The organism is Celerinatantimonas yamalensis (assembly GCF_046054155.1).
Classification (GTDB): domain Bacteria; phylum Pseudomonadota; class Gammaproteobacteria; order Enterobacterales; family Celerinatantimonadaceae; genus Celerinatantimonas; species Celerinatantimonas yamalensis.
Window position 1 is genome coordinate 80,952 of record NZ_JBEQCT010000001.1, and the last position, 16,766, is coordinate 97,717.

Annotated in this window: 14 protein-coding genes; 10 read left to right on the plus strand and 4 right to left on the minus strand. The window is 45.4% G+C overall.

Going from position 1 to position 16,766, the window contains the following annotated elements; all coding sequences use genetic code 11:
- Positions 1–110: 110 nt before the first annotated feature.
- Genes ABUE30_RS00460 through ABUE30_RS00475 form a run of 4 tightly spaced genes read left to right on the plus strand, consistent with a single transcriptional unit; the run spans position 111 to position 4,060 of the window.
- Positions 111–1,157: an ABC transporter ATP-binding protein gene (locus tag ABUE30_RS00460; protein ID WP_408621672.1), complete on the plus strand. Its 1,047-nt coding sequence runs from the start codon at positions 111–113 to the stop codon at positions 1,155–1,157.
- 19 nt (positions 1,158–1,176) lie between these two features.
- Positions 1,177–2,322, plus strand: a complete 1,146-nt coding sequence (locus tag ABUE30_RS00465) for an ABC transporter substrate-binding protein (RefSeq protein WP_408621673.1) — start codon at positions 1,177–1,179, stop codon at positions 2,320–2,322.
- A 48-nt stretch (positions 2,323–2,370) separates the two neighbouring features.
- The gene (locus ABUE30_RS00470) at positions 2,371–3,192 is read left to right on the plus strand and encodes an ABC transporter permease (protein ID WP_408621674.1); all 822 of its coding nucleotides are present in this window, start codon (positions 2,371–2,373) and stop codon (positions 3,190–3,192) included.
- 7 nt (positions 3,193–3,199) lie between these two features.
- The gene (locus ABUE30_RS00475; protein WP_408621675.1) at positions 3,200–4,060 is read left to right on the plus strand and encodes an ABC transporter permease; all 861 of its coding nucleotides are present in this window, start codon (positions 3,200–3,202) and stop codon (positions 4,058–4,060) included.
- A gap of 40 nt (positions 4,061–4,100) precedes the next feature.
- On the opposite strand, the gene ABUE30_RS00480 is transcribed toward ABUE30_RS00475, so the two are convergent.
- The 3 genes from ABUE30_RS00480 to gapA form a co-directional block, all read right to left on the minus strand.
- Complete coding sequence (locus tag ABUE30_RS00480) at positions 4,101–4,664, minus strand: LOG family protein (protein ID WP_408621676.1); 564 nt, start codon at positions 4,662–4,664, stop codon at positions 4,101–4,103.
- Positions 4,665–4,857: 193 nt separating this feature from the next.
- On the minus strand, positions 4,858–5,730 hold the full coding sequence (locus ABUE30_RS00485; protein WP_408621677.1) for a D-hexose-6-phosphate mutarotase: 873 nt from the start codon (positions 5,728–5,730) through the stop codon (positions 4,858–4,860).
- Between the two features lie 200 nt (positions 5,731–5,930).
- A complete protein-coding gene (gene gapA, locus ABUE30_RS00490) occupies positions 5,931–6,926 on the minus strand; it encodes a glyceraldehyde-3-phosphate dehydrogenase (RefSeq protein WP_408621678.1) in 996 nt (331 codons plus the stop codon).
- Between the two features lie 333 nt (positions 6,927–7,259).
- On the opposite strand from gapA, the gene malQ reads away from it, so the two are divergent.
- From malQ to msrB, 4 genes are all read left to right on the plus strand, one after another.
- On the plus strand, positions 7,260–9,455 hold the full coding sequence (gene malQ, locus ABUE30_RS00495; RefSeq protein WP_408621679.1) for a 4-alpha-glucanotransferase: 2,196 nt from the start codon (positions 7,260–7,262) through the stop codon (positions 9,453–9,455).
- A gap of 63 nt (positions 9,456–9,518) precedes the next feature.
- Positions 9,519–11,738 (plus strand): 1,4-alpha-glucan branching protein GlgB, encoded by a 2,220-nt coding sequence (gene glgB / locus ABUE30_RS00500; protein WP_408621680.1) that lies wholly within the window; start codon positions 9,519–9,521, stop codon positions 11,736–11,738.
- A 3-nt stretch (positions 11,739–11,741) separates the two neighbouring features.
- Complete coding sequence (gene glgX, locus ABUE30_RS00505; protein WP_408621681.1) at positions 11,742–13,850, plus strand: glycogen debranching protein GlgX; 2,109 nt, start codon at positions 11,742–11,744, stop codon at positions 13,848–13,850.
- Positions 13,851–14,040: 190 nt separating this feature from the next.
- The gene (gene msrB, locus ABUE30_RS00510; protein ID WP_408621682.1) at positions 14,041–14,445 is read left to right on the plus strand and encodes a peptide-methionine (R)-S-oxide reductase MsrB; all 405 of its coding nucleotides are present in this window, start codon (positions 14,041–14,043) and stop codon (positions 14,443–14,445) included.
- On the opposite strand, the gene ABUE30_RS00515 is transcribed toward msrB, so the two are convergent.
- Positions 14,442–15,254 carry a DUF2989 domain-containing protein gene (locus tag ABUE30_RS00515; protein WP_408621683.1) on the minus strand — a complete coding sequence of 271 codons (813 nt, stop codon included), beginning with the start codon at positions 15,252–15,254 and terminating at the stop codon, positions 14,442–14,444. The two genes, msrB and ABUE30_RS00515, sit on opposite strands and share 4 nt — an antisense overlap.
- Positions 15,255–15,594: 340 nt before the next feature.
- On the opposite strand from ABUE30_RS00515, the gene ABUE30_RS00520 reads away from it, so the two are divergent.
- Together ABUE30_RS00520 and ABUE30_RS00525 are read left to right on the plus strand one after the other, a co-directional pair.
- A complete protein-coding gene (locus tag ABUE30_RS00520; protein WP_408621684.1) occupies positions 15,595–15,891 on the plus strand; it encodes a YeaC family protein in 297 nt (98 codons plus the stop codon).
- Between the two features lie 52 nt (positions 15,892–15,943).
- Positions 15,944–16,660: a DUF3581 family protein gene (locus tag ABUE30_RS00525; protein WP_408621685.1), complete on the plus strand. Its 717-nt coding sequence runs from the start codon at positions 15,944–15,946 to the stop codon at positions 16,658–16,660.
- Positions 16,661–16,766: the final 106 nt, after the last annotated feature.

The window sequence follows — 16,766 nt, forward strand, 5'->3', positions numbered from 1 at the left end:
ATGCGGGTTTCATGAAGTTGTCAAAATTGGTCGAAATAATAACTACTCATAGCCGTGGATTGTCGCGCGATTGTACACGTGTCCAATCCTTTATCAGTTCAAGGTTTTCTATGTCTAGATCACTTCGCATTGAGCATTTAAGCGTCAGTTACGCTGAGAAACAGATTTTACAGGATCTATCGCTGAGTATTAGCCGTGGTGAAATGCTGGCATTGCTTGGTCCCTCAGGATGTGGCAAGAGCACCTTGCTCAACACCTTGTGTGGCTTTGTGGATGCCGACCAAGGGCGGATCTGGCTCGATGATGAAGATGTCACCGCAGCGGGTGCTCAGTATCGACAGATGGTGCAAGTGTTTCAAAGTTATGCGCTGTGGCCGCATCTGAATGTTTTTCAAAATATTGCTTATGGCTTAAAAGTACGTGGCTGGTCAAGCAATGCCATTCAAAAGCGCGTTAGTGAGATGCTCGCCTTGGTTAATTTAACACAAGATATGGCTAAAATGGCGGTGACATCGCTCTCCGGTGGCCAGCGCCAGCGTGTCGCTTTAGCTCGCGCACTAGCGGTTGAGCCCTCGGTGTTACTGCTTGATGAACCGCTGTCGAACTTAGATGCCAAAGTACGATTGAGTGTGCGTCACGAAATCAAGCAGTTACAGCGTCAACTGGGGTTTACCTCGGTGATCGTTACCCATGATCGAGAGGAAGCGCTTGTGATGGCTGATCGCATTGCGGTGATGAATCAAGGCAAAATTGAGCAAGTTTCCACCCCTGAACAGCTTTACCATCATCCCTGTAGTGCATTTGTTGCCGACTTTATGGGGGCGGACAATCATCTTGAACTCAATGCCGAGACTCTTATAAAGGTATTACAAGAGCACTCGGCGACGGTGTTGCCAAGTGGTCGTTATGCCGTTTATTTTCGCGCGGGGTCAGCACAATTACTAACTGTCAATCAAGTTCCCCCGAGTGTTGGAATGGTGCTGATCGGCGAGGTTAATCAGTGTGTGTTTCAAGGCGAAAGCTATCGGCATGGTATTTCGACCCAACAGGGTCATTGCTATGTCGACCATTCATTCGCACTGCCAGAGGGCCAGTGTGTTCAACTATTTGTTCCCTCTACGGCGTTGCATCTATTTGCATCGTCATCTGTTCATTGATCAAACAAGGAAGATAGCTATGCATGTGATTAAGATAAACGTCATTGCCGCCGCGCTTGTTCTGACAAGTTCAGCAAGTGTCAGTGCACAGACAACGCTGAATGTCGCCAGTGCCGGTAGCCAAAATATGGTGGATTACGTCAAAACTTATTTAGCCCCTAAATTTGAGGCTACCCATCCGGGCGTGAAAATTCATGTGATGGGAACGGGGCCCGGTGATGCAGGTTCACAAAAGATCTATGAAAAACTTGCCGCGCAGCAGCAAAGTGGCGTGGCTCACTGGGATATTGATGTCGCGGTGGTGCATCAAAAAATGGGCGGTGAGATGGTGGAAAAAGGGCTCTTGAGCCGTTATCGCAATGACATTCCTAATGGAAAATTGGTCTCAAATGAGAGTGCTAAAAATGCGCTTGGAGTCAATGTTGATGGATATGTAATGCCGATGTTTCAAAGTCAGACGGCTATCGCGTATAACGCTGATATCGTCAAGCATCCACCCCAAAGTTATGCTGAGTTAGTCAAGTGGGTGAAAGTGCATCCCAAAGCCTTTGGTTATAACGGCATTAAACAAGGTATGTCGGGCGTGAGTTTTGTCACGGGCTGGATCTATAATTACGGTTCAAGCGCGAAAAAACTTTCCACCAAACCCTACGATCCAAATCTTAAAAAAAGCTGGAAAGCAGCGTATGCCAAACTTAAAGCATTTAATCAGTATGTCACATTTACACCCGGTAATGCCGGTACGTTAGATATGCTCAATCGCGGTGAGATCTTTATGGGGCCGGTGTGGGTTGATATGTTTTATAGCTGGAAAGATGCCGGTAAGTTGCCCCCGTCGTTAAAACTCGATCTAATTGCCCCTGGGATGCCCGGTCAGCCGATGTACTATGTGGTACCAACTAAAGCGCGCCATAAAAAATTGGCCGAAGAATTTATCAATCTAGCCACCAGTCCGGAAGTTCAAGCCAATGGCATTGTGAAGCGCTTTAACTGGTATCCGGGCATCGATGCTAAATATGTCAAACCGCAGTTAGCTCCTGCGGTTTGGAATAAGTTATTTAAAGAGATCACTCCCAGTGAATTAGCTGCCAATGGCAAAAGTTTTCCACTGGGCGCCTATATGGATGATATCAAAGAAGGCTATGAGCGGCAGGTCAACAATTAAATTCGATGCAATCAGAGGATGGGAGCGTGAGTGCTCCCGCTATTTTCTATGAAGCAAAATCGTCTCTATAGCTTACTGATGGTTGCGCCAGCGAGCGCTATGGTTGGGGGATTTTTTCTCTACCCGCTACTCGTCTCACTCCAATCGGCGATCACCGATTCGACTGGGCAATGGTCATTGGTGCATATATATAACGCCTGGCAACTTTATGATCGGGATTTTGCCTATAGTTTAGTGGTTGTGGCTGTTTCAACCGTGTTGATTGCGCTGTTGACGCTCGCTATATCGGGGGTACTGACACTCTCACCGTTTCGGCGTTTAAATCAGGGCTTGGCTTTTTTATATCGCTGGCCGCTATTTATTCCATTTATCGTCGCCGCTCAAATGATGCGAACTTTTTTAGCCAAAAATGGCTTGATGAATAACACCTTGGTGTCACTGCATCTGTTAACGCCCTTTGAAACTGTCTCATTTTTGGACTGGCGCGGCATTATTGTCACTTTTGTTTGGAAACAGCTGGCATTTAGCACTTTGCTAGTAGCTGGAGCCATGGCGGCAGTTGATAGTCAACAGATCAAAGCGGCACAAAACTTAGCGGCCAGTCGCTGGCAGATTTTTTGGACGATCTTATTGCCCCAGGTGTTGCCAAACCTCGGCGTGGCGCTGGTTTTATGCTGTGTGACGATGATGTCGGTGCTCTCTGTGCCGCTGATGATTGGTACTGGAACCCCCAATATGTTAACCACAGATATGGCGTTTCGGATCAATTCTTATGGCGATTATGGCACCGCTAATGCGTTGGGAGTGTTGAGTTATTTAGTGACTGCAGCGGTGGCTTGGTTTTATCTTCACCATTCAATGAAACAATAGAGGACCTATGGCTGAAATCGTGATGAGGACTGCATCGCAAAAATCGATACAGCACACTGCCCAATGGTTACGAGCCAGTTGGTGGGGACAGGCATTATTTGTCGTCTTAATGGCGCTAGTGATGTTTGGACCTGTGACCAATTTGTTGATCTGGACGGTGACCGAACGGTGGTATTTTCCCCATGCATTGCCGGTCAGTTGGGGTTTTAAATATTGGCGCTACGTGTTTGATCCTGTCAATGGCGCGTTTGGCGCACTGTTTTCTAGCCTCATTGTGGCGTGTAGTGCGGTGTTGATGGCAACACTCGTTGCTATCCCCGTTGGTTATGCGTTGGCGCGGCGCAATCTGCCCGCACGGGCGGTAATTATGTTACTGTTTTTATTACCGCAGGCGTTTCCTGAACTTCCTATCTATATCAATATTGCGCGTATTTTTTATAGGCTCGGGCTGAATGGTACTTATCTGGGCGTGATTATTGTTCATGCTGTGCATGGCTTGGTTTTTTCGGTATGGATTATTGTGGCTGCCTTTAGCAACATTGATGCATTGCAAGAGCGCGCTGCATTGAATCTTGGCGCCTCGCCACTGAAAGCCTTTTTCACGGTGAGCTTACCGCAAGCGATGGGGGGGATTATCGCCAGTGCTATTTTTGTCTTTCTGGAGTCGTTGGATGAATTTACTGGGAGCTTTTTTGTAGGGGCACCTGATGTGACCACCTTACCGTTGTTGCTTTATAACGCTAGCATGGAGGGAAATTATCAAGTCGCTTCGATCAGTGCGTTGATCTTATTGATTCCATCAGTTGCGTTTATGCTAGTTGTTGAGCGTTTTATGAGACCTGAGATGGTCGCGAAAATAGGTCAATAAAAGATTGTGCTCCCTAACTGTTAAGCAGGGAGCAACTCACTTAATCCCACTTATCAGCTGGTGGCTGATAGTCACGCATTGCGTGGAGCAGTGGGTGAGGGGAATCCGCAACTTGCAACATATCGCGATAAGCTTGGCGTAAAAAACCTTGTTTGACCATGCGATCAACCATGAGCAGCAATGGGTCATAAAAACCGTTGATATTATAAAAACCACACGGCTTATGATGATAACCTAATTGAGCCCATGTCCACACTTCAGCAATCTCCTCTAACGTGCCTGAGCCGCCTGGCATAGCGATAAAACCATCGGCCAATTCGGCCATTTTGGCTTTTCGCTCATGCATATCAGCCACCACAGTTAGTTCGGTTAGGCCGGGATGGGCGAGTTCTTTGTCTTTGAGTTTTTCGGGGATCACACCATAGACTTCGCCGCCTTTGGCGAGCGCTGCGTCGGCTATAGTACCCATCAATCCGACATTTCCACCGCCATAAATGAGCCGAATGTGATGATTGGCAAAGTAATGGCCCAATTTGATGGCTGCTTCGTTAAATACTGGCGATGACCCTAAATTGGACCCACAAAATACAGCAACACTTTTCAATACTTACTCCTCGGTGATCGGCAATAGGCCCAAGTCATTATTATGCACAGGCATACGGCAAAGGGAAATGTTGTCTGGATCTAATTTAACAGCAGAGAGCACCTCATTGTCATTTTTTAATGAGACAGTCTCGGGCAAGTTCAACATCGCGGCGGCGTTAGTGGCTATATAAGGCAGCGATGTTGGGTGGGCGTTATGCTGTTGGCGTTAATTGCTGCATTAAAGTGAAACTTTGTGCTGGCATCAGCGTCACCGGTGTTTGGGTCCGCACTGCCTCTACACACAAGTACTCTTTGGCGCCATCTGGATGAATATCAGCAATAGTTGCTGCTTTTGTATCGCCTGGATTCCAAATCACGACAACGTCTTCACCCTGATGAGATAGTTTGAGTTTACGGCCGTCCCCATGGGTGAGTAACAGCGCATGTTCGGGATGGGTATAGAGACGGTCTGTTTCTTCATCAAGTGAAAATTTGGTTTGTGTTTGCTCGGCAAAGTTTTGGGTTTTATCAAGGAAGGTCTGGCCCATTCCTGATACTTGAACGCTGTCTCGGTCAGTTGCAAAGTAACTGTGTAGAGCGCCAGCAATCTCAATCGGATGGTTATCCCGATTGGTGGTTGTCAGCTTGATGCTCAACGTTTGACCGACAGTGAACTGGCATTCAAGCAAGAATTTAAACTCACTTGTCGCGATGTCCTGCTCAGTTAATTGCAAGGTGAGTACGCTATGTTGATCATTTGTCTCAATAGAGCCTAACTGCCAGATTTGAGTACGGGCATAACCGTGATTAGGTTGACGTGTATTGCCAAACCAAGGCCAGCAAATAGGGACACCACCACGAATTGGCGCACTGCCATCAAGTGCACTGGTTTGGCTAAGCCAGAGTTGTTCATCTTGGTTATACGGATGATAACTCACAATATGGGCGCCATAGGCGCTGATCAAAGCTTTGCCTTGTGGATGATCAATCCAATAAAACAACATGCCATCATCATTTGTTGCAGTAAATACGGCGTTATCGATCTGTTTTTGGATCGATAAACCTAAGTGTTCGAGTTGTTCCATTTATTTGGCTCCTGTGATAACTAAATTCATTGGCTCATTGGTGTTGTAGCCAGACAACCAGCACAGGGGATTCAATAACATCGTGTCACTGTACTTAGTGACAGTGAACCTGATATGGTCAACAACGCTGCAACTACAAATAACACGGATATAAAAAAGGGCAGCCGAAGGCTACCCTGTAATACTCTTGACAGTAGCGCTTATTTAGAGATATGAGCGATAAGGTCTAGAACTTTGTTTGAATAACCGATTTCGTTATCATACCAAGCGATAACTTTAACGAAAGTATCAGTTAATGCGAGACCTGCTTTGGCATCGAATACTGAAGTGCAAACTTCACCCAGGAAGTCAGTTGAAACAACTGCATCTTCAGTGTAACCCAGAACACCTTTGAGCTCGCCTTCAGAAGCGGCTTTCATTGCAGCACAGATTTTGTCATAGCTTGCTGGTTTTTCTAAGTTAACAGTTAAGTCAACAACTGAAACGTCTGGAGTTGGTACGCGCATAGACATACCTGTCAGTTTACCATTTAATTCAGGTAATACTTTACCAACAGCTTTTGCAGCACCAGTTGATGAAGGGATGATGTTTTGAGCCGCGCCGCGGCCACCACGCCAATCTTTATGTGAAGGGCCATCAACAGTTTTCTGCGTTGCAGTTGTTGCATGAACGGTAGTCATCAGACCATCTTTGATGCCGAAATTGTCGTTCAGAACTTTCGCAATAGGTGCCAAGCAGTTAGTTGTGCAAGATGCGTTAGAAACGATATCTTGGCCTGCATATTTTTCTTGGTTTACGCCCATAACGAACATTGGGGTAGCATCTTTAGATGGACCAGTCAGAACAACTTTTTTAGCGCCAGCTGTGATGTGTTTACGCGCAGTTTCGTCAGTCAGGAACAAACCTGTTGCTTCAGCAACAACATCAGTACCGATTTCGTCCCATTTCAGGTTCGCTGGATCACGCTCTGCTGTGACGCGAACAGTTTTACCGTTCACGATCAAGTTACCGCCTTCAACTTTCACGTCGCCTTTGAAACGGCCGTGAGTTGAATCGAATTTCAGCATGTAAGCCATGTATTCAACGTCTAACAAATCGTTAATACCTACGATTTCGATATCGTCACGTTCTTGAGCGGCACGGAATACGAAACGGCCGATACGGCCAAAGCCGTTAATACCTACTTTAATAGTCATAGTTTCTACCCAGTCTTTATCTCTAAAGTGTTAACCAAAAAATCTGTCTGTAAACTTACAACATTCATCTGTAAGGTCAAGGGCAGACTTTCATCTTTTTGCGCAAAATCAAACTGAATGATGAAAAAAAATTACATTTGATGGTCGAATAACCATTATTCATCCAGATTCACCTAATAATGTTACCACATTTTCAGAATTATCTGCAGGATCTATGTAATTGAGAGCAAATGCGTTGTTGTCTGATTTTTATTAAATTTTTGAGTAAAATCCAATCAAGTGTCTTAAACTAAATTTGTTATTTTGTTTTTTGACATGGTCAACAGTTGCGCTATGAGCAATCTCGATAAAGAAAAATTATTTGCGCTACACGGTATTACACAATATTTCATCGATGCTTGGGGACAACATGCCGATATCCGCGAGGAAAACCTATCTGCATTATTGGCCGCTATGGGATATGCCGTTGATGATGAAGCGCAGTTACACCAGCAAGTTGAGACGTTAATCGCAGCGCGCTGGAATAACATGTTAGAGCCAGTTTATTCGTCACGCGTCAGCGAACCGGTACATTTTTGCTTACGAATCGTCAAGAGCGACGCGCAGAACTGGCTTGATTGGCACATAGACACCGAGCAGGGTGGGCAACTGCACGGCGCTATTGATGTGAGTACATTTTCCTGTGAGCAGACAGAACGCATTGATGGTCAGTTAATGGGGGTCTATGCAATTACATTGCCTATTGAGCTACCCTGTGGTTATCACCAGTTGAGTATACAGGCTGTTGATCAAGAAGAAGTGCTTGCTCATTGTTGTTACATTGTTGCACCACTGCAGGCTTATAAGCCACCTAATATTGCCAATGGATTGCGGGTTTGGGGGGTGACTGTTCAATTATATGCATTGCGTAGTCAACGAAATTGGGGGGTGGGTGATTTTACTGATCTCGCTGAGTTGGTTCGCCAAATTGCCCACGGTGGGGGAGGTTTTGTTGGGCTGAATCCGCTGCATGCGCTTTATCCTGCTTGGCCTGAGCACGCAAGCCCCTACAGCCCGTCATCTAGGCGTTGGCTCAACATTATTTACATTGACGTTGAAGCGATTAACGAGTTTAAGCAAAGCCTTGCCGCCGAGCAAGTAGCCGACGATGCCTTTCAACAGCGACTTGATATGCTACGTCGCGATGATTGGGTTGATTATAGTGCTGTGATGGGTTTAAAGCTTTCAATGTTGCAATTGGTATTTCGCCAATTTAAGCAGTTGCCTTTGACTCATTCACGGTGCCAGCAGTTTTTAACCTTTACTCAGCAAGAAGGTGAGCTATTACACGCTCAAGCAACCTTTGACGCGTTGCAAATATCACTTAAACAAAGTCACGGGGTTGATCCACATTGGAATAGCTGGCCTATAGAACTACAAAGTTATCATAGTGAAGGAACACAGACCTGGGCGCGTCAGCATGATGATGAAGTCGAGTTCTTTGCGTGGTTGCAGTGGATAGCCGCAGAACAACTTGCTGAGGTTGGTCAACAAGCGTTGGCTGCCAAGATGGCTCTGGGATTGTATTGTGATGTGGCGGTTGGAGTCAGCTCTGGTTCACAAGAAGCATGGCGTAATCGACAAATTTATAATTTAAATAGCCATATTGGGGCTCCCCCCGATGTGCTTGGGCCATTAGGGCAAGATTGGGGACTACCACCGCCTGATCCGTTACAGCTGAAGATGCAATATTATCGTCCTCTGAAAGAGGTCTTCCAACGCAATATGGCATCATGCGGCGCATTGCGTATTGATCATGTGATGGGCTTATTGCGTCTTTGGTGGGTGCCCATCGGTCATAGTGCGCAAGATGGGGCGTATGTCCAATATCCGTTAGATGATCTATTGGCGGTGTTAGTGCTGGAGAGCCATCGGCAGCAGTGCTTGGTCGTTGGAGAGGATTTGGGCACGGTTCCTCTGCAGATATATGAACAATTACAGCGTAACGGGATCCACTCCTATCGAGTATTTTTCTTCTCGCAGGCGCCCGATGGCGGGTTTATCTCACCTCATCATTATCCTGAGCAAGCGATGGCCGCATTAACCACTCATGATATGGCGACACTCAAAGGCTTTTGGCATTGCGATGACTTGATATTAGGTGAACAGCTTGGCTTATATCCCGATGCGACTCGCTTACAGCAGTTATTTGATAACCGGCTGTTTTGTAAACAGCAAATTTTAAATAGTCTTCATGGCCATCATGCTATTCCTGACTGGATAGGTCATGATGCTGCGTGGGTGCCAATGGATAGAACCTTGAACTATGCGATGCAACTGCATATGGCGAATGGGTGCTCCGCTTTGCTGTCTTTGCAGCTTGAGGATTGGCTTGAGATGAGCCAGCCGGTTAATGTACCAGGAACCAGTGACGAGTATCCTAATTGGCGACGTAAGTTGAGTATGACTTTAGAAGATATGTTTGAGCAGCCTCATATTCAAGAATTAATGCGTCAATTGAGTGAAGCGCGTATAGGGGCAACGCCATAACCTTGTTGATCAACAGTCAGGTATTGGCATGGTGAACTCATTTTATAAAGGATTGAAAATTTGATGAAGACACAGCAGCTATTAACAACGCACCCTTTGGTGTCACAATTAGAAGAAGTGAATCTTTCCCATCCTTTTACCGAATTAGGATGGCTGACTGGCTGTGTTGGGCAAGAAGCCTTGATTCGAGCTTGGTATCCTAAAGCGAGTCAAATTACGGTGTGTTCAACTGATGGTGCGATAGAGCAGCAGATGACCTGTATTGATCATCGTGGTCTGTTTGAGCTGGGTAATGCCGATGTTTTCGCCGGCGCTTATCGGCTGCGAATTGATTCCCCTTATGCGCCGCAGGTTGAGTGCTGGGACCCGTACGCATTCAAACAATGTAGTTATCAAGGTTTGGAACAACTCGAGCAGTCTTTGCGCAGTTGGTATCGGGTATTGGGTGCACAACTGATGACAATGCCAGCCGGTAATCATACCGTTAATGGTGTTCGTTTTGTAGTGTATGCGCCTAATGCTAGCAGCGTTAGTGTGATCGGTGATTTTAACCATTGGGATGGCCGACGTCATCCAATGGAGCGCTGTTTAGATGGCCACTGGGTATTATTTATGCCTGAACTTAAAGCTGGGCAACGTTATAAATACGAATTGAAAGACAAACAAGGTGCCCAGCTTCCGCATAAAGCTGATCCGATAGGTTTTTATGCTGAACAGTATCCGTCATTGGCCTCGGTGATTTGGGATCATAGTGATTATGAGTGGACTGATCAGCGATGGCAAGAACGCGAGGTTGACCCACCGATTCATCAACCGATGAGTATCTATGAAGTGCATATTGGTTCGTGGAAGCGTAAGCACAATAGCTTTGGTTGGGCTTCACTGAGCTATCGAGAGCTGGCCACCGAGTTGGTTGAGTATGTCAAAGAGATGGGATACACCCATATTGAGTTGATGCCGATTAGTGAACACCCCTTTGATGGTTCTTGGGGATATCAGCCAGTTGGATTATTCTCACCTACAAGCCGTTATGGTAACCCAGATGACTTTAAATATTTCATAGATTGTTGTCACCAAGCTGGAATTGGAGTCATCATTGATTGGGTTCCTGCCCACTTTCCTGCGGATGCTCACGGATTAGCCCGTTTTGATGGGACCACACTATACGAATATTCTGATCCACGTCGAGGTTGGCATAAAGATTGGAACAGTTATATCTATGATTTTGGTCGTGACACGGTGCGTCGCTTCTTAATTGCCAGCGCACTGATTTGGTTTGATTACTACCATGTCGATGGGCTGCGTGTGGACGCCGTTGCTTCCATGCTCTATTGGGATTATTCGCGTGAAGAAGGGGAATGGATCCCTAATGTTGATGGTGGCAATCAAAACTATGAAGCAATTAGTTTGCTCAAATGGTTCAATGAAGAGGTTTATCGTGAGTTTCCTAGGGCGCTGACGGTCGCCGAAGAGTCTACCGCATTTTCTGGTGTATCACGGCCAACTTATCTAGGTGGATTGGGATTTGGCTTTAAGTGGAACATGGGGTGGATGCACGACTCATTGCAATATATGCAGCAAGATCCGTTGTTTCGTAAATATCATCATAATGAGATCACCTTTGCGATGGTCTATAACTACGACGAAAATTTTATTTTGCCGCTGTCTCATGATGAGGTGGTGCATGGTAAAGGGGCATTGTTAGGGAAGATGCCCGGTGACGAATGGCAGCAAGCAGCAAACTTGCGCGTTTATACAGCCTTCATGTTTGCTCATCCAGGGAAAAAACTGAGCTTTATGGGCAACGAAATAGCACAAGTCAGTGAATGGAACCATGATGGCAGTGTTGAATGGACAGTACTTGAGTATCCTCGACATTATGCCCAGCAAGCTCTGACCAAAGCGCTTAATCATGTTTACCGACAGCATCCAGCGCTCTATGAAGGGGATCATCAACATGAGGGGTTTAAGTGGATTGATTATAATGATTGGCAACGCAGTATTTTAGCGTTCGAGCGTCATGCCCTATCAAGTGATGATATGGTCATCGTTGTTTGTAATTTCACCCCAACTCCCGTCCAGTCGTATCGACTGGGGGTTCCTCAAGCTGGACATTACCAGGTTATTTTCAATAGCGATGATGAGAGTTATTGGGGAAGTGGTATGGTTGAAGTCGCTTGCATCATTGCACAACCTTTGCCTTGGCAAGGACGTGGCTATTCTATTGTCATACCACTCCCGCCGCTGGCGGCCATATACCTTGTAGCGACTAAGGATAGTTAAACTATGTGTAGTGCATTATCAAAATCGCCCCTTCAACAGTTAGGGCTATTTGCTCTTTACTATGGAAAACGATTTCCCATGGGAGCGAGTGTTGATGAGCACGGCTGTAATTTTGTTGTATTTGCAGGTTCTGCGCAAACGGTAGAATTATGTTTGTTTGACGATGAAGAACAAGAGATTGCTCGGTTTGTACTGCCAAGTAAGTATGGAGCCTTCCATTATGGTTATGTACAAGGCGTAAGTGCAGGGCAGTTCTACGGTTATCGCGCTAATGGTAAATTTCAGCCCCAATGGGGGCAAATTGTTATGCCAGATAAACTGCTGATTGATCCATACACAAAAGCTCTCAGCCGATTACAGCTGTGGAATGACCAGCTTTATGCCCAAGAGGATGGGACGATGATTGCCAAATCGGTTGTGATTGATGATGAGGCGTTTGACTGGCAACACGTCACCAAACCTGGTATCCCACAGGGGGAAACCATCATTTATGAGCTCCATGTAAAAGGATTTACCAAACTTCATCCAGAAGTGCCGGCGCCTTTTCGAGGCACTTATTTGGGGTTGGTTCAACCGCCTGTAATTGAATATCTCAAATCATTAGGTGTGACTAGTTTACAATTGATGCCTATTGCTGCGTTTATGAGTGAGTCACGTCTGAATGGCTTGGGGTTGACTAATTATTGGGGCTACAACCCCATTGCTTTTTTTGCACCAGAGCCACGTTATAGTGTGTCGGATGCGGTTAGCGAATTTAAGACGATGGTCCGCGAGCTACATCGACATGGCTTGGAGGTGATCCTTGATGTGGTGTTTAATCATACTGCTGAAGGGGGAAAAGGTGGCCCGGTCATCAGCTTAAGGGGACTGGCAAACTATTGTTACTACCTATTTGAGGCGAATGGCTTGCAGCCTGAGTTTGAGAACTATGCAAACTATAGTGGCTGTGGCAATACGGTAAATGTAGCTAACTCGTTGACGCTGAAAATGGTGACTGATTGCCTGCGTTATTGGGCGGTACAAATGCAAGTGGATGGTTTTCGATTTGATTTAGCGGTAACTGTGGGGCGAGAGGCGAATGGGTTTAATCAATTCAATGCGTTTTTTAAGGTGCTTCAGCAAGACCCGGTGTTAAGTCGAGTGAAGCTCATTGCTGAGCCATGGGACATTGGTCCCAATGGCTATCAAGTTGGGAGTTTTCCTTATGATTGGCATGAGTGCAATGATCACTTTCGCGATAATGTTAGGGGATTTTGGCGAGGTGATGATGGACAGCTTGGTGAATTTGCGACTCGGATGATGGGGTCACGGGACCTGTTCCCAGCTGATTTTCGCAGTATCCATACCAGCATTAATTTTATCTGTTATCACGATGGTTTTACCCTCCATGATTTAGTCAGCTACCAACAGCGACACAATGATGCAAATAAGGAAAACAATCGAGATGGCCATGGACATAACATATCGGCCAACTATGGTTGCGAAGGGTTAACTGATGACCCGGCTATTATTGCGTTGCGTAATCAGCAAAAACGTAATCTGATCGCGTCACTTTTTTTAGCCCAAGGTATCCCTCACTTTTTAGCTGGCGATGAATTTTCGCGTACCCAACAAGGTAATAATAATGCGTATTGTCAGGATAATGCGATCAGTTGGGTTGATTGGCAATTACGTGATACAGAGGCGGCACTGGTTCGGTTTACCCAATCGATTATTAGTTTACGGCAGCGTTTTGAGGTATTTAAACATTTGCGTCTAGGTGATGATAGCTTTCCTGGTGGTCGGCAGATCAATGCTCGTGAGCATCGTGTTCAGTGGTTGCGCCCTGATGGGCAAAGGATGCAACAATCTGAATGGGATAACATTTTATCCAAAGCGATCATGGTGGAATACGTTTGTACCTGTCATTGCAATGAACACCTTATCTTAGTGATTAATGCCGGCCCTAAACAGATACATTTTCACTTGCCAGAATTGGGCGCTTCTCAACATTGGTATCGGTGGATTGATACACAGTTTAACGAAGTCGCTGATGGCGAGAAGATGTTATCAGGTCGAAATACACTGCTTATCGCTCATTCATTACAGCTGTTCGAAGCCAGTTCATTATAATGATGTGATAAATTGTCTTGAAAATGTGCGGCGCGACTCATCACCGTCTAATAGTGGTTTACAAATAATTAACAATATTGCATCTTCGACTTAGAGTCGGCACAATGGTAGCTGATTAGATTTATTAAGCATTAGTCGATCACAATAATCCATGTGGCGCTTAGGTAAATTGAGGAGTGTGTAAGCGGTTATGAGTGACTCAAAAACTGACAAACAATGGCAAGCAGAACTGGACCCGCAAACCTATCGAGTGTGTCGCTTAGGCGAGACAGAAGCCCCTTTTAGTGGTGCATTATTACATAATCGTCAAAGTGGTTATTATCATTGCGCATGTTGTCAGAGTCCCCTGTTTTATTCTGATGCGAAATTTGATTCAGGGTGTGGGTGGCCAAGTTTTGATCGCCCCATCCATAAAGACGCTATTCGATATATTGACGATCACAGTCATGGAATGGAGCGAATTGAAGTGCGTTGTCAGCATTGTGATGCTCATCTTGGGCATGTATTTGATGACGGGCCTACTGACACCAGCACTCGTTATTGCGTTAATTCAGCAGCAATGTCTTTTCAGAATCAAGACAATAAAGAGCGTTAATCGAGCGGTGCAGGAGCGTGATAACGCCGCTCTTGGATGGCTTCACTAATCTGTTGAGCTTGGTCTTCGAACGCTTTAATCTCTGCCTTGTTGAAGCGGCGATAGCGTTTAATCTGTTCTAGATTGGCGTTTACCTTGTTGGTTTTTTCTAACACGAGTGACCAGATATAGGCTTTATCGTATTGATTGAGCCGCATATATTCAGTGGTGATCTCTTCGATAAGGTGCTCGGGGATCGGCCATTCTTTGGTATAACCGCTAAGCGCTTGGAGCATTAAATTTAGGCTTTTTTTCGGTTGGTTATGAGAATAAAGAGATGCCAGTGCCCATTTTAGAGTCGGATCTTGCATGTCGGGGTTATCTTCCCGATTTAAAAACATCTGTCTGGCTTGCCTGTCGCCTAACTGGCTCCAACGATAAAACAGAGAATAAAGATCATGGCGGGTTGTCATTTGTTGCTCGAGCGTTTTCAGTTGAGCTGTAATGATCAATAGGGTTTCAGTGCGTTTGGTTTTGCGCTCTTTATGCTTGAGCGGCTCAATTTGAGCGGCAACAGCGATACATTGTTGATAATGTTGCAGAGCGTCTAGTAACAAGTAGCGGTGTTTATCGCTGTGCTGATGCTTGTTATGCCAGCGTGCGCGAACCAATGTATTGCGAGTGTCCGTGCACCATCCCTCATCAGGGATATCTTGACAGATCGTAGAATCATCGCGGCATAATTGGCTTGCAGATTTGACAAACGAGCGATCACAGCCACTAGTGAGCGCAATAAGCGTAAAAACGATGACCCATTGAAACCTGAACACTGACCGTCCTTGTTTTATCGAAATTGATTGAAACGCTATCATAGTGCTTTTCAATTTTGAGCAAGCCTTGCTCTGGCTGGGCCCGATGACATAACGCTATGAATGTACAATTCTGTAGCGATAATTCACTGATATCTGAGTCAGCATAGTGTAAATATAGGTACGAGTATAATGAAATACAATGATAATGAGAAATAGGTGAGCTGGCATAGGGCAATATTTGCGAGGCAATGTTTAGACCCATTGCAGCCACACAGTGCTAATGGCATAATTTTTGAGCGTATTATTGAGTGAAATCAGGTATAGTGTCGCACTTTCATCTATAGGGGGAATGTGAATGATGGATCGGCCCATAGACGATATTGAACAGCTTTTGGCAATGATGACGCCAGAGCTTTATCAACGTTTAGCCACGGCGGTTGAAATAGGACGATGGCCTGATGGTCGCGTTGTCTCAACCGAGCAAAGACAGCACGCCCTGCAGATGACATTGATCTATCAATCTCGCCATAATGATGATGCGCAGCACATGAGCGTGAATCGAAGTGGCGAAATAGAGATCAAATCCAAGAACGACCTGAAAGCGCAATATCGTGATGATAGTGCGATGATTGCTCGTTTAAAACCAGAAGCATAATGTATTCACTCTTGCGAGTAATATGCATTTAATTATTAGTTTGTGAACCTTCATGTTTTTAGATCATTTTTATAAAAGTCAGCCAGATGGCGTGGTGATTACACCCGCTCAAGCGAGCCATTTTGCCAAGAGTATTTGTCGGGATTTTAATCCTATTCATGATCCTGATGCCAAACGTTTTTGTGTCCCTGGCGATCTGCTTTTTGCATTGGTTTTGCAGCATTATGGACTGAGCCAAACTATGCGATTTCGTTTTACAGGGATGGTCAATGAACAAACCCGGCTGCAATTTTCAAAGCCGAATGGTCACGAAATTAAAATTACTGATCAACAAGGGAAGAGTTTGCTTGAGGTCGATTTTGCTGGTGATAAAACGCATGACGAATCGGTTATTGAAGCGCTTATTCGTCATTATGGTGCTTTTTCAGGACAGAATTTCCCCTCGTTGTTGATGCCGTTGATGGCTGAGCATCAGGTCATGTTTAACCCAGCTCGACCTTTAGTGATGTACGATAGTATGAGTTTTGAACTGAATACACTGGCCCCTGAAGCACTTGGTATTGCACTGCGTGAAACCACTTTAGATGTGCAGGGAAAACGCGCTGATGAGAAGCTTTATTTTGATTTCATCGATGGGGATTGTGTCATTGGTCGAGGTATCAAAAAAGCCATTTTGGGTGGGTTAAAGCCATATGATACAAGCGCTATAGAAGCGTTTGCCCATGATTATGAGCTGCGCCGAGAAAACCAACAGATGCAGCTTGCATAAGCAGAATAGATTAACCTTCCTTTACCGTGGCTGGCAGTATCCAACCGATGTTAAAGGAAGTTTATTACTATAACCCTTCAAATAGCTAGCGAGCTCAAATTACACA